At 61.7% G+C, this 18,544-nt stretch carries 14 protein-coding genes; 5 read left to right on the top strand and 9 right to left on the bottom strand.

Features of this window, described 5'->3' with window-relative positions; genetic code table 11:
- Positions 1-100 precede the first annotated feature (100 nt).
- Together VHX65_18775 and VHX65_18780 are read right to left on the bottom strand one after the other, a co-directional pair.
- The gene (locus VHX65_18775; GenBank protein ID HEX4000600.1) at positions 101-3,028 is read right to left on the bottom strand and encodes an SH2 domain-containing protein; all 2,928 of its coding nucleotides are present in this window, start codon (positions 3,026-3,028) and stop codon (positions 101-103) included.
- Positions 3,029-3,126: 98 nt separating this feature from the next.
- Positions 3,127-4,236: a YncE family protein gene (locus VHX65_18780; GenBank protein HEX4000601.1), complete on the bottom strand. Its 1,110-nt coding sequence runs from the start codon at positions 4,234-4,236 to the stop codon at positions 3,127-3,129.
- A 432-nt stretch (positions 4,237-4,668) separates the two neighbouring features.
- Here VHX65_18780 and VHX65_18785 point away from each other — a divergent pair, with 432 nt between their 5' ends.
- Positions 4,669-6,750: a S46 family peptidase gene (locus VHX65_18785; protein ID HEX4000602.1), complete on the top strand. Its 2,082-nt coding sequence runs from the start codon at positions 4,669-4,671 to the stop codon at positions 6,748-6,750.
- A gap of 329 nt (positions 6,751-7,079) precedes the next feature.
- On the opposite strand, the gene VHX65_18790 is transcribed toward VHX65_18785, so the two are convergent.
- On the bottom strand, positions 7,080-8,039 hold the full coding sequence (locus VHX65_18790; protein HEX4000603.1) for a YbhN family protein: 960 nt from the start codon (positions 8,037-8,039) through the stop codon (positions 7,080-7,082).
- Positions 8,040-8,604: 565 nt separating this feature from the next.
- On the opposite strand from VHX65_18790, the gene VHX65_18795 reads away from it, so the two are divergent.
- Positions 8,605-9,732, top strand: a complete 1,128-nt coding sequence (locus VHX65_18795; protein ID HEX4000604.1) for an AI-2E family transporter — start codon at positions 8,605-8,607, stop codon at positions 9,730-9,732.
- Positions 9,733-9,916: 184 nt separating this feature from the next.
- Entirely contained in the window at positions 9,917-10,543 is a 627-nt protein-coding gene (locus VHX65_18800; protein HEX4000605.1) for a hypothetical protein, read from the top strand.
- A 91-nt stretch (positions 10,544-10,634) separates the two neighbouring features.
- Here VHX65_18800 and VHX65_18805 read toward each other — a convergent pair whose 3' ends face one another.
- The 3 genes from VHX65_18805 to VHX65_18815 all read right to left on the bottom strand — a co-directional run bounded on the left by VHX65_18805 (position 10,635) and on the right by VHX65_18815 (position 12,803).
- The gene (locus tag VHX65_18805) at positions 10,635-11,012 is read right to left on the bottom strand and encodes a hypothetical protein (protein ID HEX4000606.1); all 378 of its coding nucleotides are present in this window, start codon (positions 11,010-11,012) and stop codon (positions 10,635-10,637) included.
- Between the two features lie 175 nt (positions 11,013-11,187).
- The gene (locus VHX65_18810) at positions 11,188-12,066 is read right to left on the bottom strand and encodes a hypothetical protein (protein HEX4000607.1); all 879 of its coding nucleotides are present in this window, start codon (positions 12,064-12,066) and stop codon (positions 11,188-11,190) included.
- Positions 12,066-12,803 carry a sigma-70 family RNA polymerase sigma factor gene (locus VHX65_18815; protein ID HEX4000608.1) on the bottom strand — a complete coding sequence of 246 codons (738 nt, stop codon included), beginning with the start codon at positions 12,801-12,803 and terminating at the stop codon, positions 12,066-12,068. The genes VHX65_18810 and VHX65_18815 overlap by 1 nt, the downstream gene beginning before the upstream one ends.
- Before the next feature lie 241 nt (positions 12,804-13,044).
- On the opposite strand from VHX65_18815, the gene VHX65_18820 reads away from it, so the two are divergent.
- Positions 13,045-13,248 carry a hypothetical protein gene (locus tag VHX65_18820; protein ID HEX4000609.1) on the top strand — a complete coding sequence of 68 codons (204 nt, stop codon included), beginning with the start codon at positions 13,045-13,047 and terminating at the stop codon, positions 13,246-13,248.
- 154 nt (positions 13,249-13,402) lie between these two features.
- Here VHX65_18820 and uvrB read toward each other — a convergent pair whose 3' ends face one another.
- From uvrB to VHX65_18835, 3 genes are all read right to left on the bottom strand, one after another.
- The gene (gene uvrB, locus VHX65_18825) at positions 13,403-15,463 is read right to left on the bottom strand and encodes an excinuclease ABC subunit UvrB (protein ID HEX4000610.1); all 2,061 of its coding nucleotides are present in this window, start codon (positions 15,461-15,463) and stop codon (positions 13,403-13,405) included.
- 448 nt (positions 15,464-15,911) lie between these two features.
- A complete protein-coding gene (locus VHX65_18830; protein ID HEX4000611.1) occupies positions 15,912-16,619 on the bottom strand; it encodes a response regulator transcription factor in 708 nt (235 codons plus the stop codon).
- A gap of 444 nt (positions 16,620-17,063) precedes the next feature.
- Positions 17,064-17,492, bottom strand: a complete 429-nt coding sequence (locus tag VHX65_18835; GenBank protein HEX4000612.1) for a helix-hairpin-helix domain-containing protein — start codon at positions 17,490-17,492, stop codon at positions 17,064-17,066.
- A 91-nt stretch (positions 17,493-17,583) separates the two neighbouring features.
- Here VHX65_18835 and VHX65_18840 point away from each other — a divergent pair, with 91 nt between their 5' ends.
- Positions 17,584-17,853 carry a hypothetical protein gene (locus VHX65_18840; GenBank protein HEX4000613.1) on the top strand — a complete coding sequence of 90 codons (270 nt, stop codon included), beginning with the start codon at positions 17,584-17,586 and terminating at the stop codon, positions 17,851-17,853.
- Positions 17,854-18,544: the final 691 nt, after the last annotated feature.

Below are 18,544 nucleotides of genomic sequence, written 5' to 3' on the forward strand. Positions count from 1 at the left end.
TGGGGGATCGTCGCGGAGATAGGTCCTCTTTCAGAAGGGAATCGTCGCGGAGATCGGACCTTTTCCATAACGGGAGAGGGTGGCTGTGGATGGGGTTGAATTACTTCTTTTTGACGGACTGCTTCGGCATGCAGGCGCCGCTCGATTCGAGGAATTCGGCGGCGTTGTAGATCAAGAACGGCTCCGACGAGAGCGGATGAGCGTTCATCGTCAGGCGGATTTTATGGAGATCGACGCCTTGCTTCTTGAGCGCCGCCAGGCCTTTTAGGACCATGGCCGGGTTGGGTTCGTAGTGGCCGCTCTTGTCGGTGATGTCGGTGAGTTCGCCGTCGGAGTTGAACTTCATTTCGCCGGCCGACAAGACCGGAGCGCCGGCCAAGAGGCTGGAGTGGTTGAACGTGCCGCGGTTGTAGGCGCCGGCGAGAATCTTGTCGTCGCTGCCGACGACGAACACGACTTCGGTGTGTTCCGGGTCGGAGCCCAGGAGAGCCTTGGGCAGCTTTCCGCCCTGCATTTCGTGGTCTTTTCGCTCCTCCTCGGTGAGATATTTGACGCTGCTCATTGGCTTGGTCTTGCCGTCTTCGCCGATGAGGCCGGCTTGTTTCAAGCGGTTCTTGCCGGCGACGTCGCCGCCGCGGTCGAGCTTTTCCATCCATTCGTTGAAGCTGTCTTCGGCGTCGCACGTGCGCCAGACATCGAAGAAGGGGGCGATGGCCCGGCCGTAGCGATTCTTGGCGTCGATCAATTCGGCGTGGTAGAGATCGGCCATCGGCTTGGCGCCCTGGTCTTCGCCGCCGTGGAGCTGCGCGGCGCGGCCCACGCCGCGGCGCAGTTTTTCCAGCGGCGTCGGCGTGCGCACCCCGCCGCTCGAGCGGCCTTGCATGCGGATCGAGCTGTATTTCTTGGTGATTTCATCCATGGTCAGGCCGGTGGTCGGATGATGTTCGAACGAACCGGCCGTGGCTTTGATGCTGACCACATTCTGCTTCGTGCTTGAATCGTAGCGAAGCATCCAGGTTCCCTTGGGCGCTTCGAGCAGCTCGGCCTCGGCTTGGGATTGGCTCATGCTGCCGAGATTCTTCTCGTGCTTGTAGATCAGCGATTGGCGAACGCCCTCTTCGCTGGAATCGAACTGCGGGGCGGTCGAAGTTTGCGTCGGGGGCGGCGTCGTGGATTTCACCGTGGATTGCGTCGTGGATTGCGTCGTGGATTGCGTCGTGCCGGATTTCGCGCCCGGCTTCAGCACTTTGCTCGGTTCGACCTTGCAGCGCTGCACCATGTCTTGGAGGTGCGAGTCGATGCCCTTGTCGAAGCTGAGAAAATGGCCGAACGTTCCGTCGCCGCGGTGGAGCGACAGAACGGATTGCTGTTGGCTGGCCGAGAAGCGGAGCAGCCAGGTGCCTTCGGGTGTGCCGGTCAGAAGCTTTTCGGCGCCGCCGCGATCCATGTTGCCATGGTTGATCGCCAGGCCGTGGAGCAATTTTTGGTTCTCGCTCAAGCCGCTCGAATCTTCTTCCTTTTCTTTCGGCTTGCCTTCGGATTCGGATTTACTCGGGGCAGAGGTATGGCCCGGCTTGACATTCAGATTTGCCACCAGGCCGTTGCCGTGGACGATGTCGGAAAGCGTGGCGTCTTTATCTTTATCGAGGGTGAGGAAGTGGGCGATTTTTCCGCCGGATTCCTTGATCGTCAGCACGGTTTGATTCTGGTTGGTCGAAAATCGCAGCAGCCAACTTCCTTCCGGGGCGTTTTCCAAGAGCTTCGCGGCGGCGGAACTGTCCATCGCGCCGTGGTGGAACGGAAGCTTCTGCAAGGCTTGCTGGTTTTCGCTCAGCCCGCCCGTGTCGGTCTTCTTGTCGCCGGATTCGGTCGATGGCTTCGTTTGCTGCGTGGCGAACTTTTGGCCGGGCCTGACGTTCAGTTCCTTATGGAGCTGGTAGCGCTGTTCGATTTCGCCGATCGACAGGTCTTTTCCTTCGATGTTGCTGAACAAGTGGCGAATACCCTGCGGCCCTTTGATGCTGACCACCGACTGATTTTGATTGGTCGAGTAGCGCAGCAGCCAACTGCCGAACGGGGCGTTTTCCAGTAGCTTGCCAGCCGCGGCGCTATCGATCGCGCCATGATGGTAGGGCAACTGCCTGAGCAACTCCTGGCCGCTGCCGCTGCCCGTCGAGCCGCTGCCTGTCGAGCTGCTGCCCGACGACGAACCTTCGTCGGAATGATGCTCGTCGCTTTCGACATCTTTTTCGTCGTCGATCTCGAATCCGCCGCCGCGGACAACCACCTTCGGATTGCCTTTGGTTTGCGTGTAGATCGCCTTCTTGATGCTGCGGGCCAGGCCACCGGGAGGTTTTTCATCCAGAACGAACACATAGGTCGAGCCTTCGACGACGACGGTTCCTTCGACCAGCTTGCCGCCACCGCCGGCAAGCTCTTTCGCGGTTTGGCGCTGCGTGCCGCTGATGGCCGACTTTGCCAACACCAAACCCGGCGCTTTGCCGAGCGCGACGACGAAATTCCGCGGGCCGGTCTTGGCGGCCTTCAGTTGCGAAAGCAGATCGGCGTCCGGCTCTTCGTGTTCGTCGTGTTTGCCGTTGCTGCCGGCAAACGACTTCTCGGCCTTTTTGATTTCTTCATCGACGGTGCGAATGCATTCACTGACATCGTGGGCCGAGGTCTTGGCCGCGGCGCCCATTTTTTCGACCAACTCGCGGGTTTTCGACGGGCAGGTTTTCTTCTTTTTCAGATCGTTCGCTGCTTCGGAGGCGAACGAACTGAATTGCACGAGCAGCTTTTGGTACGTGAGGGCCTTGGCGATTTGCGGATTGACGGCCTTCTTCCACTCCTCAACTTCTTCTTTCGAAGTGCGCCCGTTGGAGGGGGCGAAGGCGCCGGATTCAACGGCGCCGTGAGCCTCTTCCAGCTTTTCCAGCTTTTCGCCGATGCCCGTCTTGCCCGCGAGAGCACTTTTTGCCTTTTGCCATGTCTTGTTGACGAGGCTGGGTGGATAGGCGGTGAAAGCCATGATCGTTCCTCCGAAGGAAGGCGAGGTTTGTTTTTTACGCAAAGCGATGGCCAAGGATAACGCAGTCGTGCGTGTGCCGCCAAGTCAAGCAAAAACGATCATTTTAAGCGCGGCAATGGCGATGGCAATCCCGGTCGATTCAGCGGTTTTTCGGGCTTGGCAACGACGATGATCACGAACGTGTTCGGCTCGTATTCTCGCGGCTTGCCCGGTTGAGCCACGGCGGTGACGAGAAACAGATTGTGCGTCGTCGGATCGAGCGCCATCGTGCGGGCGCCGGTTTGCGTTGTCACCGTTTCGGCGACGCTATCCAGATCGCGCGGATCGGTGCGGACCACCGTCAGCGTGCCGTCGCCGTTGGAACTGAAAGCCAGACCGGTCGCGGGGTCGAAGGCGCAGCCGTCGGTGTGTTGTCCGATCGGCAAGCTAGCCACCACCGCGCCGCCGTTGGCGTTCAGCACGACCATTTTTCCATTGCGGCAGGTGCAGAATAGCCGCCGTCGCAAGAGATCCATCGACAGGCCCACCGGCGTTTGGCCGGGCGCGACGGGCCAGTGATGCGCGACCGAAAGCTTTCGGGCATCGAGATCGAGCACTTCGCCCTTGTCTTCGATGCACACGAAAACATGGCCTTTGCCGTCGGCCACGGCGGCTTCGGGCTTTCCGCCCAGCGGAATCGTGCCGACCACTTTTTCCAGCGCGGGATCGATTGCCGTCGCGTCGCTCGTGCCGGAGTTGAAGGTAAACAATCGGGCCGACTGCGAATCGTAAAGAATTCCGTCGGGACGTTTGCCGACGCCGATATGCCCGACCTCTTTGAGGGTTTTCAGGTCGAACACCGTGACGGTCGAATCGCCGCCGTTGCTGGTGAAGCCGCGGCCGAGCTTGGAGACAATCGCCACGCCGTGCACGCCTGGAGTGTTGGGGATTTCGCCGATCGGCGCGGCCCTTTCGACGTCGAAGAGCATGACACGGTCGGACCGGGCGATGTAGAGGCGGTGCGCGGTGGGATCGAGCGTCAGATAATCCCATCCCCCCTCGCCGCCGGGGGCGATCTTTTTGATGACGCGATAACCGGGCGCGCGTGGCTCCGCACCAACGACACGGACCGAAAACGCCGCCAGGATGGCCTGCACCGCGGCGGCAAGCACCGTGGCGGCGGTGAGCGCAGAACTCACCGAGCGATTGGATTCGAATATGCGAAACATTTGCAATGTTCCTCGATTGATCCGCACAACATGCCCACGCCGAGCGCTTCGCACTACCCACGGGTATTTCACCCGGGGGCAACGTGAAACGCCTTGGCCTGAGATTCTGCCAGCCCGGGCCGCAGCCGCCTGGGCGGCGGAGGAGCCCTGGGTTATCCGCTGTTGGCCCTTCCGCAGGTTAATTTACTGCTAGAACCGCAGAGACGCCAGCCGGGGAGCAGCGAGCCCGACCGATCGCCTCGCGGGCTGGGCGCGGCGTCGGCCGGAGTCGATAATTCCCCTGACCGCCGGCGACCGGCTCGCATCGCGATTTGGCCAGGCGTCGATCACCGTGGAACCAACATCATGCTGCATGCGATACTGATCCGCCCCAGAAAAAAGCCTGCCGGTTTGCGCCTTTCCTTCCTCGTTCCCCTACTGCTGGTTTTCACGATGACGATCTCCGCGACCCCGCTTTCGCCATTGCCGAGCCTGTTTGCCGACGAAGGCATGTGGCTCTTCAACAATCCGCCGCGAAAGCACCTTCAAGACAAATATCACTTCGAGCCCACGGATGCATGGCTGGCGCACCTTCAGCATTCCGCCGTGCGGTTCAACGACGGCGGGAGCGGGTCGTTCATTTCCGCCGATGGCCTGGTGCTCACCAACCACCACGTCGGCGCATCGGCCCTCCAAAAGCTGAGTTCGGCCGACCACAATTATTTGAACACCGGGTTTCATGCCAAGTCTCGGGCCGAGGAGATTCGGGCCGTCGATTCCGAGTTGAACGTGCTGCAAAATATCGAAGACGTGACGGGGCGGGTCGAGGCGGCCGTCAAGCCCGGCATGAATCCTGCCGCGGCCCACGAAGCCCGGCAAGCCGCGATCAACACGATCCAAAAAGAATCGTTCGACGCCACGGGGCTGCGCAGCGACGTGGTGACGCTCTACCACGGCGCCGTCTACCAGCTCTATCGCTACAAGCGCTACACCGACGTGCGATTGGTTTTCGCGCCCGAGCAATCGATCGCGTTTTTCGGCGGCGACCCCGACAATTTCGAATACCCGCGCTACGATCTCGATTTCTGCCTGTTTCGCGTTTATGAAAACGGCGCGCCGGCCAAGATCAAGGATTATTTGCACTGGAGCACCGCCGGCATCCGCGACGACGAGCTGGTGTTCGTCGCCGGCCATCCCGGACACACCGATCGGATGGATACGGTCGCCAATCTCGATTACATCCGCGACACGGAACTACCGCAAACGCTGGCGCGGTTATTTCGCAAAGAGGTGCTGCTCTCGGCGTTCAGCCAACGAAGCCGGGAAAACGCACGCCGGGCCGAGCATGAATTGTTCGGCGTGCAAAACAGCCGCAAGGCTCGCGGCGGCATGCTGGCCGGTTTGCAAAATCCCGAGATCATGGCCCAAAAAAAACGCGAGGAGCAAACGCTGCTCGCCGCCGCCAAAGCCGATCCGAAGCTCAAGGACGATCTCGCGGCCTGGCATGAGATCGAGCGCTCGCTGGGTGTGTTGAAGCAGATCAAGACCGAGCTCGACATGCTCGAATACGGCTGGGCCTTCGACAGCCGGCTATTCAACATTGCCCGCACGCTCGTTCGCCTGCCGGTGGAAGATGCCAAGCCGAACGCCGAGCGACTGCCGGAATTCGGCGAATCGAGCCGGCCATCGCTCGAGCAGCAGCTTTTTTCCACCGCACCGATCTACGACGATTTGGAAACGCTGAAACTGGCCGATTCGCTTTCCATGCTCGTCGAGAAGATGGGGGCCGACAACGAATTGGTCGTGAAAATCCTGGCCGGAAAATCTCCCCGCGATCGGGCCGCCGAATTGGTGCACGGCACAAAGCTCCGCTCGGTCGAAGATCGCAAGCGGCTTGCCGCGGGGGACACCGCCGCGATCAAGGCCTGCGACGATCCGATGATCCGCCTCGCGCTGCTGGTGGATCCGGCATCGCGCGCCGTGCGCAAGCGGGATGAGGCGGAGGTGCAAGAACCGATGCGGCAGGCGTATGCCAAGATTGCCGCCGTGCGGTTCTCGCTCTACGGCACCAATACCTATCCCGACGCGACATTCACCCTGCGATTGGCGTTTGGCCGAGTGAAAGGCTACACCGAAGCGGGCCGAATGCTGCCGGCTTGGACCACCATCGCCGGAGCCTTCGAGCACTCGGCCGAGCATCAGAATCGAGAGCCATTTCGCCTGCCGGAAAGCTGGGCGACGCACAAAGAGCAGCTCGATCTGGCCACCCCGATGAACTTCGTCTCGACGGCCGACATCATCGGCGGGAATTCCGGCAGCCCCGTCGTCAACCGCGACGGTCAATTGGTCGGCCTGATCTTCGACGGCAACATCCAATCGCTAGTGCTCGATTTCATTTACACGAGTGTCCAGGCGCGAGCCGTTTCGGTCGATGCCCGAGCGATCCTCGCATCGCTCCGCAAGGTTTACGACGCCGGCGATTTGGCGGACGAGATCGAACGAGGGTCGGACGATACGAACTCGCGCTCCCGTTGACCGCGGCGCCGTAAAACGCCTCGGCCTGAAACGCCTCGGCCTGAAACGCGTCGGCCTGAAGCGCCTCGGCCTGAAAGGCCGATTCTACCAGCCCAGGCCGGAGCCGCGCGAGCGGTGGAGGCCTGGGTCAACCGCCGCGCATGGCCTGTCGGCCCTGACAGGGCCGTTCAATAGGGCAACGCGAATTTCGGAACGGCCCCTTTACGGCCGGACGAGGCGTTGACTGCGTGCCCAGGGCTACGCCGCTCGCGCGGCTCCGCCCTAGGCTGATGGAATGAGCCCTTCAGGCTCAGGATACATAAAAGAGGCAGGCGGTCGCACGCAGCAGTTCATTCTTGGCGCTCCGGTTCGACGCTCTTCCGTCGACGGGCAATATGAATTAGATAGAGCACGCCGGCCGCGGCCAATTCCGCGACCAACCACACCACGCGCAGCACGACCGCCGCGGCCACGGCCACCTCCGGCCCCGACATCGGCCGCATCAACTCGGCCATCGCCACTTCGCGAACGACGATTCCGCCGGGAATGAACGACATGAAGCCGAGCACCACCGACACGCAGACGACCATCGTCGTTTGCGGCAATCCGGCGATCGATCCCGCCGAGGATTGCCCCATGCCTCGAAGCACGGCCGTCAAACTCAAACCCATGATCCACCATCCGATGCCGGTGGCCAGCCAGCCGAGCACGAGCGTGCGGTAGCCGATTCGCTCGAGTTGGTCTGCGGCGTCGGGATTGGCCCGCCCGATCCGCGTCAGACGGATCAGGCGTTGATAGACCGGCGGCAGAGTCGGCAGGCCCGAGGCGAGCATGAAGGCCACCGCCGCGGCGATGTAGAGCCAGTTGCGCGCGGACTGCATTGCGATCAGGGCGGCGGCGAGAAACGAGCCCGAAGCCATCATCGTCAGCGTTTCGACGAACACGCCGACGGCGGCGACGGCTCCGCTGACCTCCGGCCCGCGAACCAATCCCGCTCGCAACACCACGACGAGCGCCTTGCCGGGAACGTATTTCCCGACGTGGCCGATGTAATAGGCCCGAATCGCGGCGAATAGTCCGACGCGTTGCCCCATCGCCCGCAGCACTGCAAACCAGAACAGCGCCGAGGGAAGCATCGCGCACAGATAGATTGCACCGGCGGCAATGAGCCAAGCGAGATTCAACTCGAGCGGATGCTTGCGCAGATCGTCGAACGCTTTACCCACGGTGCGATGAACGCCCCAGATCAGCAGCCCGACGATCGCCAGCTTGATTGCCGCGACGAGCCATTTGCGCTGTTGCGGGGTCATGCGGCGCGCCGGCGTTTGCTTTTGGATCGGTTGAGACAAGCGGCTTTGGACGGTGCAAGTCTAACCGCGGTGGCGATGCGGCGGAATTGCCGATTCGCGAGCCGCACCGTTGCAAGCCGTCGAGTTGAATTCGACGGCCAGAAAAGCAGGCAGCGGATCGCCCGCTTCGATCGATGTGCGGTGCCGAAAGTAGCAGGCACACTCCGTGTGCCGTCTGCCGTATTTTGCGGTTTGACAATGGTTGCTACCCTGCTAGCCCGGAGCGTTAGCGAGGCCGCGCCGGTCGGTTACGCAATCTCGCAAACCAGGCTTATTCTGTGCGCCAGGAATCCGCGACACGGCTGCTAAATAGTAGCCCGAAGCGTAAGCGAGGGCAGGCCGCGGCGTAAGCGAGGGCAGGCCGCGATGGCTTCCTCGCTTGCGCTTCGGGCTGGTGTGCCTGCTACACTATGAATCGTCGTGTGCCGGGCCCCTCCTCCCTGAGCTTTCGGCACTTTACAATAGGATCGCCTCGTCGTCGGTCCGCCTCGTCGGTCGCGGCCAAACGCTGTCGGAAACGCCTTTCATGCAACGCGCGATATCGCTGGCCATTCTCGTCGGTCTGGTCGTGCTGCTGGCGATCCTGTTTTACCAGGTGATGATCGGTTTTTTATTGCCGCTCTTCCTGGCGGCGCTGTTGGCGATCCTGTTTCAGCCGCTGCATCAATGGATCGTCCGCGTATTTCGCGGATACAACGGTTTGGCGGCGGCAGCGACGACGATCCTGATTCTGCTGATCGTTCTGGCCCCGTTGGGATTCGTGGTGTTTCGCGCGGCGCGAGAGGCGACGGCAATTCTGTCGCGGTCGCACGGTCCGCAGTTCGATCGGCAAACGCTCGATCGCATCGTCGACAATCTAAACCAGCGTTTCTCGCTCGATCTTTCACCCAAGGAACTGATGCAAGTCGCTTCCGCGAAAGCGCAAGACTGGTTCGGCCCGCTGGCGGCTAAAACACCGGGGTTCTTGGGCGGACTGCTGATCAATTGCCTGGTTACGGTGCTCGGGCTGTACTATTTCCTCGCCGACGGCACGCAACTCACCGCCTCGGCAATGCGGCTGCTGCCTTTGGACCAGAAATATCAGCAGCAACTCGTCGGAAAATTCGTCGAGATGAGCCGTGCGGTCACCAGCGCCTCGCTGCTGGCCGCGCTGACGCAAGGCATTTTGCTCGGCATCGCCTATTATTTCGCGGGCCTCAGCGGCATGTTTCTGCTCACGATCCTTACGATGCTCGCCTCCTTCGTGCCGTTGATCGGCTCATCGGTCGTGTGGGGCTCATGCTGCGTGTGGCTCTTTTTCGACGACAAAGCGACCGCCGCAATGCTGCTGCTCGTTTGGTCGGGAATTGTCGTCGTCGTGGCCGATAATTTCGTCAAACCGATGGTGCTGCACGGGCAGTCGAAGTTGCACCCGTTGCTCGCGCTATTGAGCGTGTTGGGAGGCGTGCAGGTGCTCGGCCCGCTGGGGATCTTTTTCGGTCCGATGGCGGTTGCCTTCTTGCAAGCCGGGCTGACCATGCTCAATACCGAGTTGAACGCGCTACCGGCCGAATTGTCGGCGGCCGGTGAGCCGCTTGGCCAAGATGCGCGAGCGGCGCGTGCCGACGCCGCCCCGGCGAAGAGCCGGCATGCGCGGCAGCGGAAGAAAGGGTGAGGGGTGAGGGGTGAGGGGTGAGGGGTGAGGGGTGAAGGGTGAGGGGTGAGGGGTGAGGGGTGAGAGGTGAGGCTTGGCCGAAAAAATAACTTCTCCACATACCCTCTCCCCTTGCGGGAGAGGGCAGGGTGAGGGGTGCGAAAAGCGGAAGTTGTCGCAAGAATCGAATTTAGCGGAGACCGCAATGTTTGGCGCAGCTTGGATGACGTTGGGAATTTTGGCGGCGGCGATTCAATGGGGCTGGCAGCCACTGCCCGACGGCGGAAAGGAATACATCGTTCAAGTCGAACCGCAGTTGACCGACCTTGAATCGTTCCGCAAGGAAGGATTTACGAGCGCTGTGCCGCCGACGCTGCGCGACATTCGGGAGATCCGCATCGTTGTCGGATCCGAGGCCCTGCCGAACCAGGGCGAAATACCCGCCGCCCCGGCAACGCTGCCGGCCGGCGTGTCGGCCGCGCCGCTCACCACGCCGCTGCGGCTCGACGCGCCTTCGGCGAAAGTGTCGCTGGCCAACGGGCATCAGCCGGCCGAGGCCGTGAACGAAAACGGCGACGCGACACCAGCGGCAGACAACGCCGCCGCGCCGCATTCCGCGCCGCGATCGCCGTCGGACAGGCCGGTCGAAGAATCGCCGCCGGTGTCATCCGCCACGCCGCCCCGGCCGTGGCTGACGCTATTGTTCGTGACCGGCGGATTGATCGTGTCGCTCTCGGGCAACCTGTTTTTGGGTTGGCTGCATTGGGGCGCTCGCAGCCAATATCGGAATCTCGTTTCGCGACTTCGCTCCCAGCGAACGACCACCGATTGACGCTGCCGGCGGCAGGCATTGGGAGGGCGGCACGCGACGCCCACGCCCGCTTGCCTCACCCTGACCCCTCACCCTCGCCTTCGCCTTCACTCTATCTCCCGATCCCGACCCATTCTGCGGGCTGATAGCCGTTGGAAACCCAGCGGGGGGAGTAGGGGCCGTGAACCGGGTCCGGATTGGCTTCCGGCCGCGAGTTGGAAATGCCGAACCAAGCGAGCGCGGCCAAGCGAGCCCGCCGTTCGGCGGCCCGTTGCTGGGCGTTCGCCCGAACAATCACTTCCGGATCTTCGCTGCGCCGCCGCTCTTGTTCGTAGAGCCATAGCTCCGGTGTTTCGCCAGGCGAGATCGTCCGCACGGCGTCGCGGGCCGGCATCGGTGGTTCGGGCACGAGCCGGGCGGCAGGCTGTTGTCCAAATGCCATCGCAGGCCCCAGCAATCCAATTACCAGCGCGAGCGCAAATGTCTTCATATCGGATTCCTCGAAGCGGGAGAGCGGAAAAATACGCAGGCGGGACGGGCGTCGTCGCCGTCTCGCAGACGAAGCCGCGCCGAACGGTGCGCGGCGGCCGCTATTGACCGTTTCGGTTTTGCCGGCCCGTTGCGATTAAACGATTCTTTGCGAAGTGCGGTTTTTGCCGCGGGCGCTATCCGCCGTGGTAAGCGAGCAAAAGATTGCCGGCAAATCGCCCTGGAGCCATGGGCCCCATGAAACGGGCCAATGGCGGGCTCGAATCATCGAGCAGACCACGATAGGCCCGTTCGTCGCCTTCGACGACCAATACATACACCAGCCGGGCCGACTGCCAGCAGCCGATCGTCAATCCGCCGGTGCTTGAACCGGGCTTGAACGGCGAGCCGGCAATGGGGCCGTCGTCGGCGATCACGAACAAGACGGCCCGCCGGCCATTGGCCGACAAATCGTAGGCGCAAGCCGCTTCGCCCACCAGCGCGGAAACATCTTGCCAATGCTGGGGTTGTGGCCGAATCGCATCGGCAACCGGAAAATCGCGGACCACCGCATGCGGCGGCAACGGTTGCCACGACGGATGAGACTGCAAACGAGCGAACCATTCGGCGCTGAGATCCAAGAGCCGGTCGTACGTCAAGGACGGATGCCGCGGCCAGAACGCATGTCCGGCCAGAACCAACAGCAAGCCGGCGGCCGCGGCGACCAACACCTTCCACCGGGCCCGCCGGGCACCAACCGCGCTGCCGAGTCGCATGCCGTTCGCAAGGCACGTTGCCCCTTCACTCGCGCGACCCTGGCACGCTTCTTCTTCACTCGGCCCTCGCCCCTCGCCCCTCGCCCCGGCCAATATCCGCTCGTGCAAGCCCGCCGGTATTTCTACCGCGGCAAACGCGCCGGCCAGCCGCGCATCGAGTTGCTGAGTTCGGTCGTAGCGCAATTGCAATGCGGCGTCGTCGGCCGCTTGCGCCGCGAGCGGCGCCACTTCGGAAAGCTCGATATCCGCGCTGCCAGGGCGGCAGGCGTCGATCATCTCGTGGAGCTTGCGGCGATCCATCATGTGCCCCCTCGACGCGGCGCGATGGGTCCTGCGTCGGCCGCTGGTTGCAGTTCCGCCTCAAACAGCCGCTGCCGTAGATGCGATTTCGCCCGCGACAAGCGACTCATCACCGTTCCGATCGGCAAGCCGAATTGCTCGGCCATGTCGCGATAGGAAAGATTTTCGAAATAAAAGCTCAACAAGACCAATTTGTAATCGTCGGGCAATTCATCGATCGCCGCTTGCAACAATTCGCGATCGATTTGCCAATCTTGCGACACCTCATCGGCGGGCAAGGAGTCGGCGTCGAGCGGCACGGTCAATTCGCGCTCGACCCTGCCGCGATTTTGCGATCTGCAATATGTTCGACGCATGACCGTCATCAGCCAGACCCGAGCGCTGCGCAGGTCGCGAAGTTGCTCGATTTTGCGGTGTGCGATTAAAAAAGTTTGTTGCGTCAGGTCTTCGGCGTCGGCCGAAGTGCCAGTCAGCCGGAAAGCGTAGCGATAAAGTGCGCTGGCGTGTTCGGCGACTAGTTGCGGAAGGTCTATTGCCGGCTTCTCGGCGATTTGGTTTGGCGAGGTCCGGAAATTGGAATCCGTTATCGGCTCTGAACCAGTTGCCGGCTCTGGCATATCGCCTGCCGGCTCTGGCATATTGCCTGCCGGCTCTGGCATATCGTTATGGGGCGGCTCTGGGCTGGCTGCATGGCCATCCCGAGCCCCGTTTTCTTTGGCCGAGCAATCGTCTGTCATCGTCGACTCCTGCCCAACAGATAAGAGACTTGCTGTGGCGGATTTATTCCAAGGCTGGTCGCGAGAAGATCAGATTTCGTTGATTTCCGGCGGCGAGTGGATCTTCCGTCCGTCATTCTAAAGTTTTTTCGCTCGCGGTGGGAATAAATTGCCTGGCGACCGGCTCTTTTATGGTAGCGGAGCGTGGGAATGGCCCGCGCCTACAAACGAGACAGCGTTCCTTCAGGCGAAAGGTGCTGAGATGAAGAAGTTTGCAGCGATGTTGATGTTGGTGTGCACGCTTGGCGTGATGGGTGTCGTGGGCTGCGAGGGAGACAAGAAGCCGGCCGTTCCGTCGACGCCTTCGACCCCGACGACTCCGTCCGAGAAGGACAAGATGTCGGGCCCGGCCACGCCGACGACCCCGGCCACGCCGACGACTCCGGCTCCATCCTCGTCGAAGTAAATTCTGCGTTGAGCCGCACGACCGTGGGGCGATTGATCGCATCCAGTCCGCCGGCACGAGCCAAGCGAATGGGACGGCTATCCGCAAGGTGCGCCGTCCCATTGCTATTTGCGGGCGGCCGATTGAGGCCAAATTGGGGCGATTCGTCGCGGCATCAGGCCCGCTTCGGCCTCGGCACGCGGCCTCCCCGCCGCCGGCCTTTCTCGTTCGACTCCTTGCGCCGGGCGTCGACTTCATCGACCGGTTTGCCGATCGCGTCGCGCATTTTTTCGATCCGGTCGCGAATCGAAGCGGCCCGCTCGAATTCCAGCGACTCGGCGGCCGCATACATCTCGGCTTCGAGCTCGGAGAGATATTCTTCGGTGATGTATTGGGCCTCGTCGGTGCGGCCGACGACGGCATTGGCGCGTGCATGCGCCTCGGCTTCGGATTCGATTCCCGCACGGATGCTTTTGCGAATGCTCGTGGGCGTGATGCCGTGCCGGCGATTGTATTCTTCCTGGAGCGTTCGGCGGCGTGAGGTTTCATCGATCGCACGCTGCATCGATTCGGTCACGGCGTCGGCGTAGAGAATCACCTTCGCGTTGACATGCCGTGCGGCGCGCCCGATCGTTTGCATCAGCGACGTTTCGCTGCGCAAGAAGCCTTCTTTGTCGGCATCGAGAATTGCCACCATCGACACCTCCGGCAAGTCGAGCCCTTCGCGCAATAGGTTGACGCCCACGAGCGCGTCGAAGCGCCCCGAGCGCAAATCGCGCAACAGCTCGACGCGTTCGAACGCGTCCAATTCGCTGTGCAGCCATTTGCAGCGGACTTTTTGCTCCGACAGGTAAAACGACAGATCCTCGGCCAATCGTTTGGTGAGCGTGGTGACGAGCACGCGCTCGCCCGCCGCCGCCCGTTCCTTGATTTGCCCCAACAGATGTTGGACCTGTCCGCGCGCCGGGCTGATTTCGATGACGGGGTCCAACAAGCCTGTCGGGCGAATGATTTGCTCGACGAATTCGCCGCCGGTTTTTTCGAGTTCATAAGGGCCGGGCGTCGCGGAGACGAAAATCGCCTGTTTGATTTTCGCCTCCCATTCGTCGAATTTCAGCGGCCGATTGTCGAGCGCGCTGGGAAGCCGGAAGCCATGCTCGACGAGCGTCGATTTGCGGGCAAAATCGCCGTTGAACATCCCCCGCACCTGCGGCACCGTGGAGTGCGATTCGTCGACCAGCAGCAAGAAATCCTCGGGAAAGAAATTGTAGAGCGTGTCGGGAGTCGAACCGGCCGGCCGGCCGCTCAAGGGCCGGCTGTAGTTTTCGATCCCCGGGCAATAGCCCACCTCTTGCATCATTTCGAGATCGAAACGCGTGCGGGCGTTCAATCGCTGGGCCTCGAGCAGCTTGCCCGCCGAACGCAATTGCTCGAGCCGCTGCTCGAGCTCCTCCTTGATCGTCGAGATTGCCGCGGCGATCCGTTCTTCGGGCAACACGAAATGCTTGGCCGGATAAATGAAAAGCTGCTCCTGCCGGTCGATGATTTCACCGCTCGTAGGATTGATGAGCGAAAGCTGCTCGACCTCGTCGCCCCAGAATTCGATTCGATAGGCAAATTCTTCATACGAAGGCCAGACCTCGACACAATCGCCGCGCACGCGAAACTTGCTGCGTTGGAATTCGATGTCGTTTCGCTCGTATTGCACGTCGATCAGCTTACGCAGCATTTCGTCGCGATCGATCTGTTGCCCGCGCCGCAGGCCGACCATCATCGAGCGGTAGTCCTCCGGCGAACCCAAGCCGTAGATGCACGATACGCTCGCCACGACGATCACATCCCGCCGGCTGACCAAGGCGCTCGTGGCCGCCAACCGCAAGCGGTCGATCTCCTGGTTGATCGAGGCGTCTTTCTCGATGTAGATATCCCGCTGCGGGATGTAGGCTTCGGGCTGATAATAGTCGTAATAGCTGACGAAATAATGGACCGCGTTGCGCGGGAAAAACTCCTTGAACTCGCTATAAAGCTGGGCGGCCAGCGTCTTGTTGTGCGAGAGCACCAGCGTCGGCCGCTGCACCGCGGCCACGACATTGGCCATGGTAAACGTCTTGCCCGACCCGGTAACGCCCATCAACACCTGGGCGCGCCGGCCGCCGCGCAGGCCATCAATCAATGCGGCAATGGCTTGCGGCTGATCTCCGGCGGGCTGAAAGTTGCTGACGAGTTGAAAATCCACGTCTGCGTTTGCCTCGATGGAACGAAACGTCGCTCGACCCATCGAGCGCTCGTCACCTTAAGCATAGTGATCGAAGCAAGAGAAGAGTAGCGCGCCGTCGGCGGCCAAGAATGCGGCGCGAGATCGGCAGAAAAAAAACGGCCCTGGCGCCGCGCCGCAACACGGACGGGGCAGGAATCCATTGTTGCGGGGGACATCCTCTTTCGACGACATCCTTCGGCAGCCAGGGCCGCTTGATCGGGGCGAGGTCTCGATAATCGCGATGCAAATGGCCGCCATCGCTCGCGCGGCCGGTCGAGGAATCTTTTTGTCCGATAGCGGACATAAGGTTACTAATCATGCCGCCATACGGAGCCGCTGGCTAGGTGCCAATTGCGACCCAAAATGCCGCCAAAACGACCCATTCAACACCGTTTACGTCGCCATGGTGCCGTGAACATACACACAGCTACCGAGAGGGCGACGACCGCGATTGCGCGGCGGATGGCCGAGCTGCCGGCAATGGATCGTCCGGCACTCCACCGAGCAGACCCTCTTGCAGGGCGAAGCGGGCCAATCCGGCGGGTCCGCGAATCCCCAGTTTGCCGCGGATGCGGCGATCGTAGCGTTGCACCTGGCGGGGCGTTATCCCCGTCAGTTTGCCGATCTGCTGCGGATCCCGATCCTCGGCCAGATGGCGGAGCATCTCGCGTTCGCGCGGGCTCAACGTCGACAATCGCGACTGCGCCGGCTTTCCGGACAATCGGATCAAACGCTGCTCCACCTCCGGCGAACGATATTCGCCGCCCGATAGCACGTGCCGCATCGCGATCACCAAGCTCTCGAAGTCCTCGGATTTCGTGATAAAACCGGCAGCCCCGCAAGCCAGCGCCCGGTCGATCAACGAATCGCGAGGGAAACCGCTCAAGAAGAGGATCCGAGTGCCGCTCGAATGTCGTGCGATCTCCACCACCGCATCGAAAGGATCCGGCCCCGGCATGACGATGTCCATCAGCAACAAGTCGGGCCGCTTCGCCCGACAAACCGCCGTGGCCAGCCCAGCATTCGGCACCGCGGCCAGCACATGAAAGCCGCGCGTTTCCAGGCGGATTTGCACCGACATGGAAACGATCGGATGGTCGTCGCAGAGCACGACCGTTGGACGGCGCTCTTTCATGGCAAACTCGTTGGTCACTCGCCGGCGCCGCGGACATCGAACACGACAATCGCTCGAACCTCCGCCGATACTCGCCCGGATTATTCATGGCGCCACACTAGCCCGAAGCGTAAGCAAGGGGGCCAGCGAGGCTTACCCTCGCTAACGCTTCGGGCTACCAGTTTGCAGCGTGTAGCGAATTCCCGGCGCCACGAATAATCCGGGGCTTGAAGTCAGGAAAAACCTGCGTAAAAAATTATAACATAATTCTTGCACCCCGCGGCTTTGAATTCCAATTGCAGCCGCTCGGCAAGACAGGCCGCCTCCCTGGCGCGATTGCGGCTTGCCGCACGTGGGCACGCGAATCGACCGACGGGAATTGCCTTGGAAGGCCGCCCGCGGGTTCGCTCGTCAAAAAATGTCGCGGATGCGAAACTCGCGCGCCGCCAAGCCGCCTTCAAGGGATCACGGTCGCTGCGCGCCCTTGTCGCGCTCCAGGCTGGCCTGCTCGGTGAGCGGCCCGATCGCCCGCAGATAGGGGCGCCAGCTTTCCAGGCGTTTCGGGCCGACACCCGAAACTGCCCGCAATTGGTCGATCGAATTGAACCGGCCATGCGCGGCCCGCCAGGCGACGATCCGCCGCGCCAGCGTTTCGCCGAGCCCCGGCAATTCGATCAACTCGGGCCAATCGGCCTGATTCACGTCGACGCGAAAAGCAGCCGCCGGACGGCTGCTGCGATCGAGATCGATCAACCGGCCGCGCAATTTGGCTTGCGAAATCCAATAGGCCGAAATCGCCGCCAGCGCAAACAGCGCGAGCCCGGCGATCGCCGCTTGATCCGCGCGACGCAAAAGGCGATTCGCAGCCGATTCCGCCGGTTTTTCCAGACCCATACGCGACTCAACGGGATCCGCACTTTTCCCCCTAAAACCACACACCCGCGCATCCCCTTGACCACCACCTAACCGCCGTAAAGACGGCGGCATGGAAGCCTTCGACCAGCTACGCCACGCCGCCCGCGCCCGTCGAGATAAAATGATCGACGATGCCCGGCTCGAATGCGAAAAGACTCTTTCTCAGATCGCCGCGCTGGAAAGCGTTCTAGCCGCCCAGGGCGACACACGCGGGCCAACGAACATCACGGCCCATATCACCAACATTCTACCGACCGATCGGCCATTCACGAGCCCCGACATTGTAGCGGCATTGGAAAAGGCGCACCCGGTGGCGATTGTGGAGCAAGCGGGCGGTTGACTGCGCCATGTACCGATTGATTTGCAAGGGGATCGTGAAGCGGGTCAACGTGCGCCGTGGCAAGAAATGCCGGGAGGCAACGTCGGTGGTGTAGGCGATGGCCAGCGTGAACGTCGTCGTGGACGATCCGTTTGCCGGGATGCCGCTACGCGAGGCCGCCTACCGCTTGCTACAGGGCCGGCCCGCTTACGCTCACGGAATTGGCGGTGGAGTTGAACGCGGCCGGCTGGCAATCGTCGCGGACCGTCAAGGAATTCCGCGAAATACGCTCGGGCGCGCGCTGTGGGCCGATGAGCGGTTCAAGCGGGACGGGGAGCGGTGGGGGGTGCGTATAATGGGTATGCAGGCATTATGCACAGCGTGCGGTTGCGCGTGCATAAGTGTGCAGATGTGCGCAATCGCGTGCAATTTTGTCCATTTAAGTCCATTTGCACATAAGACTTATGCAACGAGTTTCGCCCCTAGAACCTCCCAGACTCAAAAAGTCAACAGCAAGATTCGGCTTGTTTTTTGGTTCTGACGATCGCAAGTCTTTACTTGGATGCTGTTTCCGTGTGAGCGTCAGGTTTGTGGGTAAACTTGGCCCTTAGTTTGGGTGGTCCCGCCAGAAGGATTCCCATTGGCTATCTTCGCTGAGCCACAGGGCGCGAAGGTGGCACACCGCGTCGGCGCCGTCGACGCCCCAACGCAT

The organism is Pirellulales bacterium, assembly GCA_036267355.1.
In the GTDB taxonomy this organism is placed as follows: domain Bacteria; phylum Planctomycetota; class Planctomycetia; order Pirellulales; family DATAWG01; genus DATAWG01.

Coding starts and splice junctions, on each gene's coding strand:
- VHX65_18785 (HEX4000602.1), top strand. CDS start 4,669: ATGACGATCTCCGCGACCCCGCTTTCGCCATTGCCGAGCCTGTTTGCC.
- VHX65_18780 (HEX4000601.1), bottom strand. CDS start 4,236: ATGTTTCGCATATTCGAATCCAATCGCTCGGTGAGTTCTGCGCTCACC.
- VHX65_18805 (HEX4000606.1), bottom strand. CDS start 11,012: ATGAAGACATTTGCGCTCGCGCTGGTAATTGGATTGCTGGGGCCTGCG.
- VHX65_18830 (HEX4000611.1), bottom strand. CDS start 16,619: ATGAAAGAGCGCCGTCCAACGGTCGTGCTCTGCGACGACCATCCGATC.
- VHX65_18810 (HEX4000607.1), bottom strand. CDS start 12,066: ATGGATCGCCGCAAGCTCCACGAGATGATCGACGCCTGCCGCCCTGGC.
- VHX65_18815 (HEX4000608.1), bottom strand. CDS start 12,803: ATGACAGACGATTGCTCGGCCAAAGAAAACGGGGCTCGGGATGGCCAT.
- VHX65_18800 (HEX4000605.1), top strand. CDS start 9,917: ATGTTTGGCGCAGCTTGGATGACGTTGGGAATTTTGGCGGCGGCGATT.
- VHX65_18820 (HEX4000609.1), top strand. CDS start 13,045: ATGAAGAAGTTTGCAGCGATGTTGATGTTGGTGTGCACGCTTGGCGTG.
- VHX65_18795 (HEX4000604.1), top strand. CDS start 8,605: ATGCAACGCGCGATATCGCTGGCCATTCTCGTCGGTCTGGTCGTGCTG.
- VHX65_18840 (HEX4000613.1), top strand. CDS start 17,584: ATGGAAGCCTTCGACCAGCTACGCCACGCCGCCCGCGCCCGTCGAGAT.
- VHX65_18835 (HEX4000612.1), bottom strand. CDS start 17,492: ATGGGTCTGGAAAAACCGGCGGAATCGGCTGCGAATCGCCTTTTGCGT.
- VHX65_18790 (HEX4000603.1), bottom strand. CDS start 8,039: ATGACCCCGCAACAGCGCAAATGGCTCGTCGCGGCAATCAAGCTGGCG.
- VHX65_18775 (HEX4000600.1), bottom strand. CDS start 3,028: ATGGCTTTCACCGCCTATCCACCCAGCCTCGTCAACAAGACATGGCAA.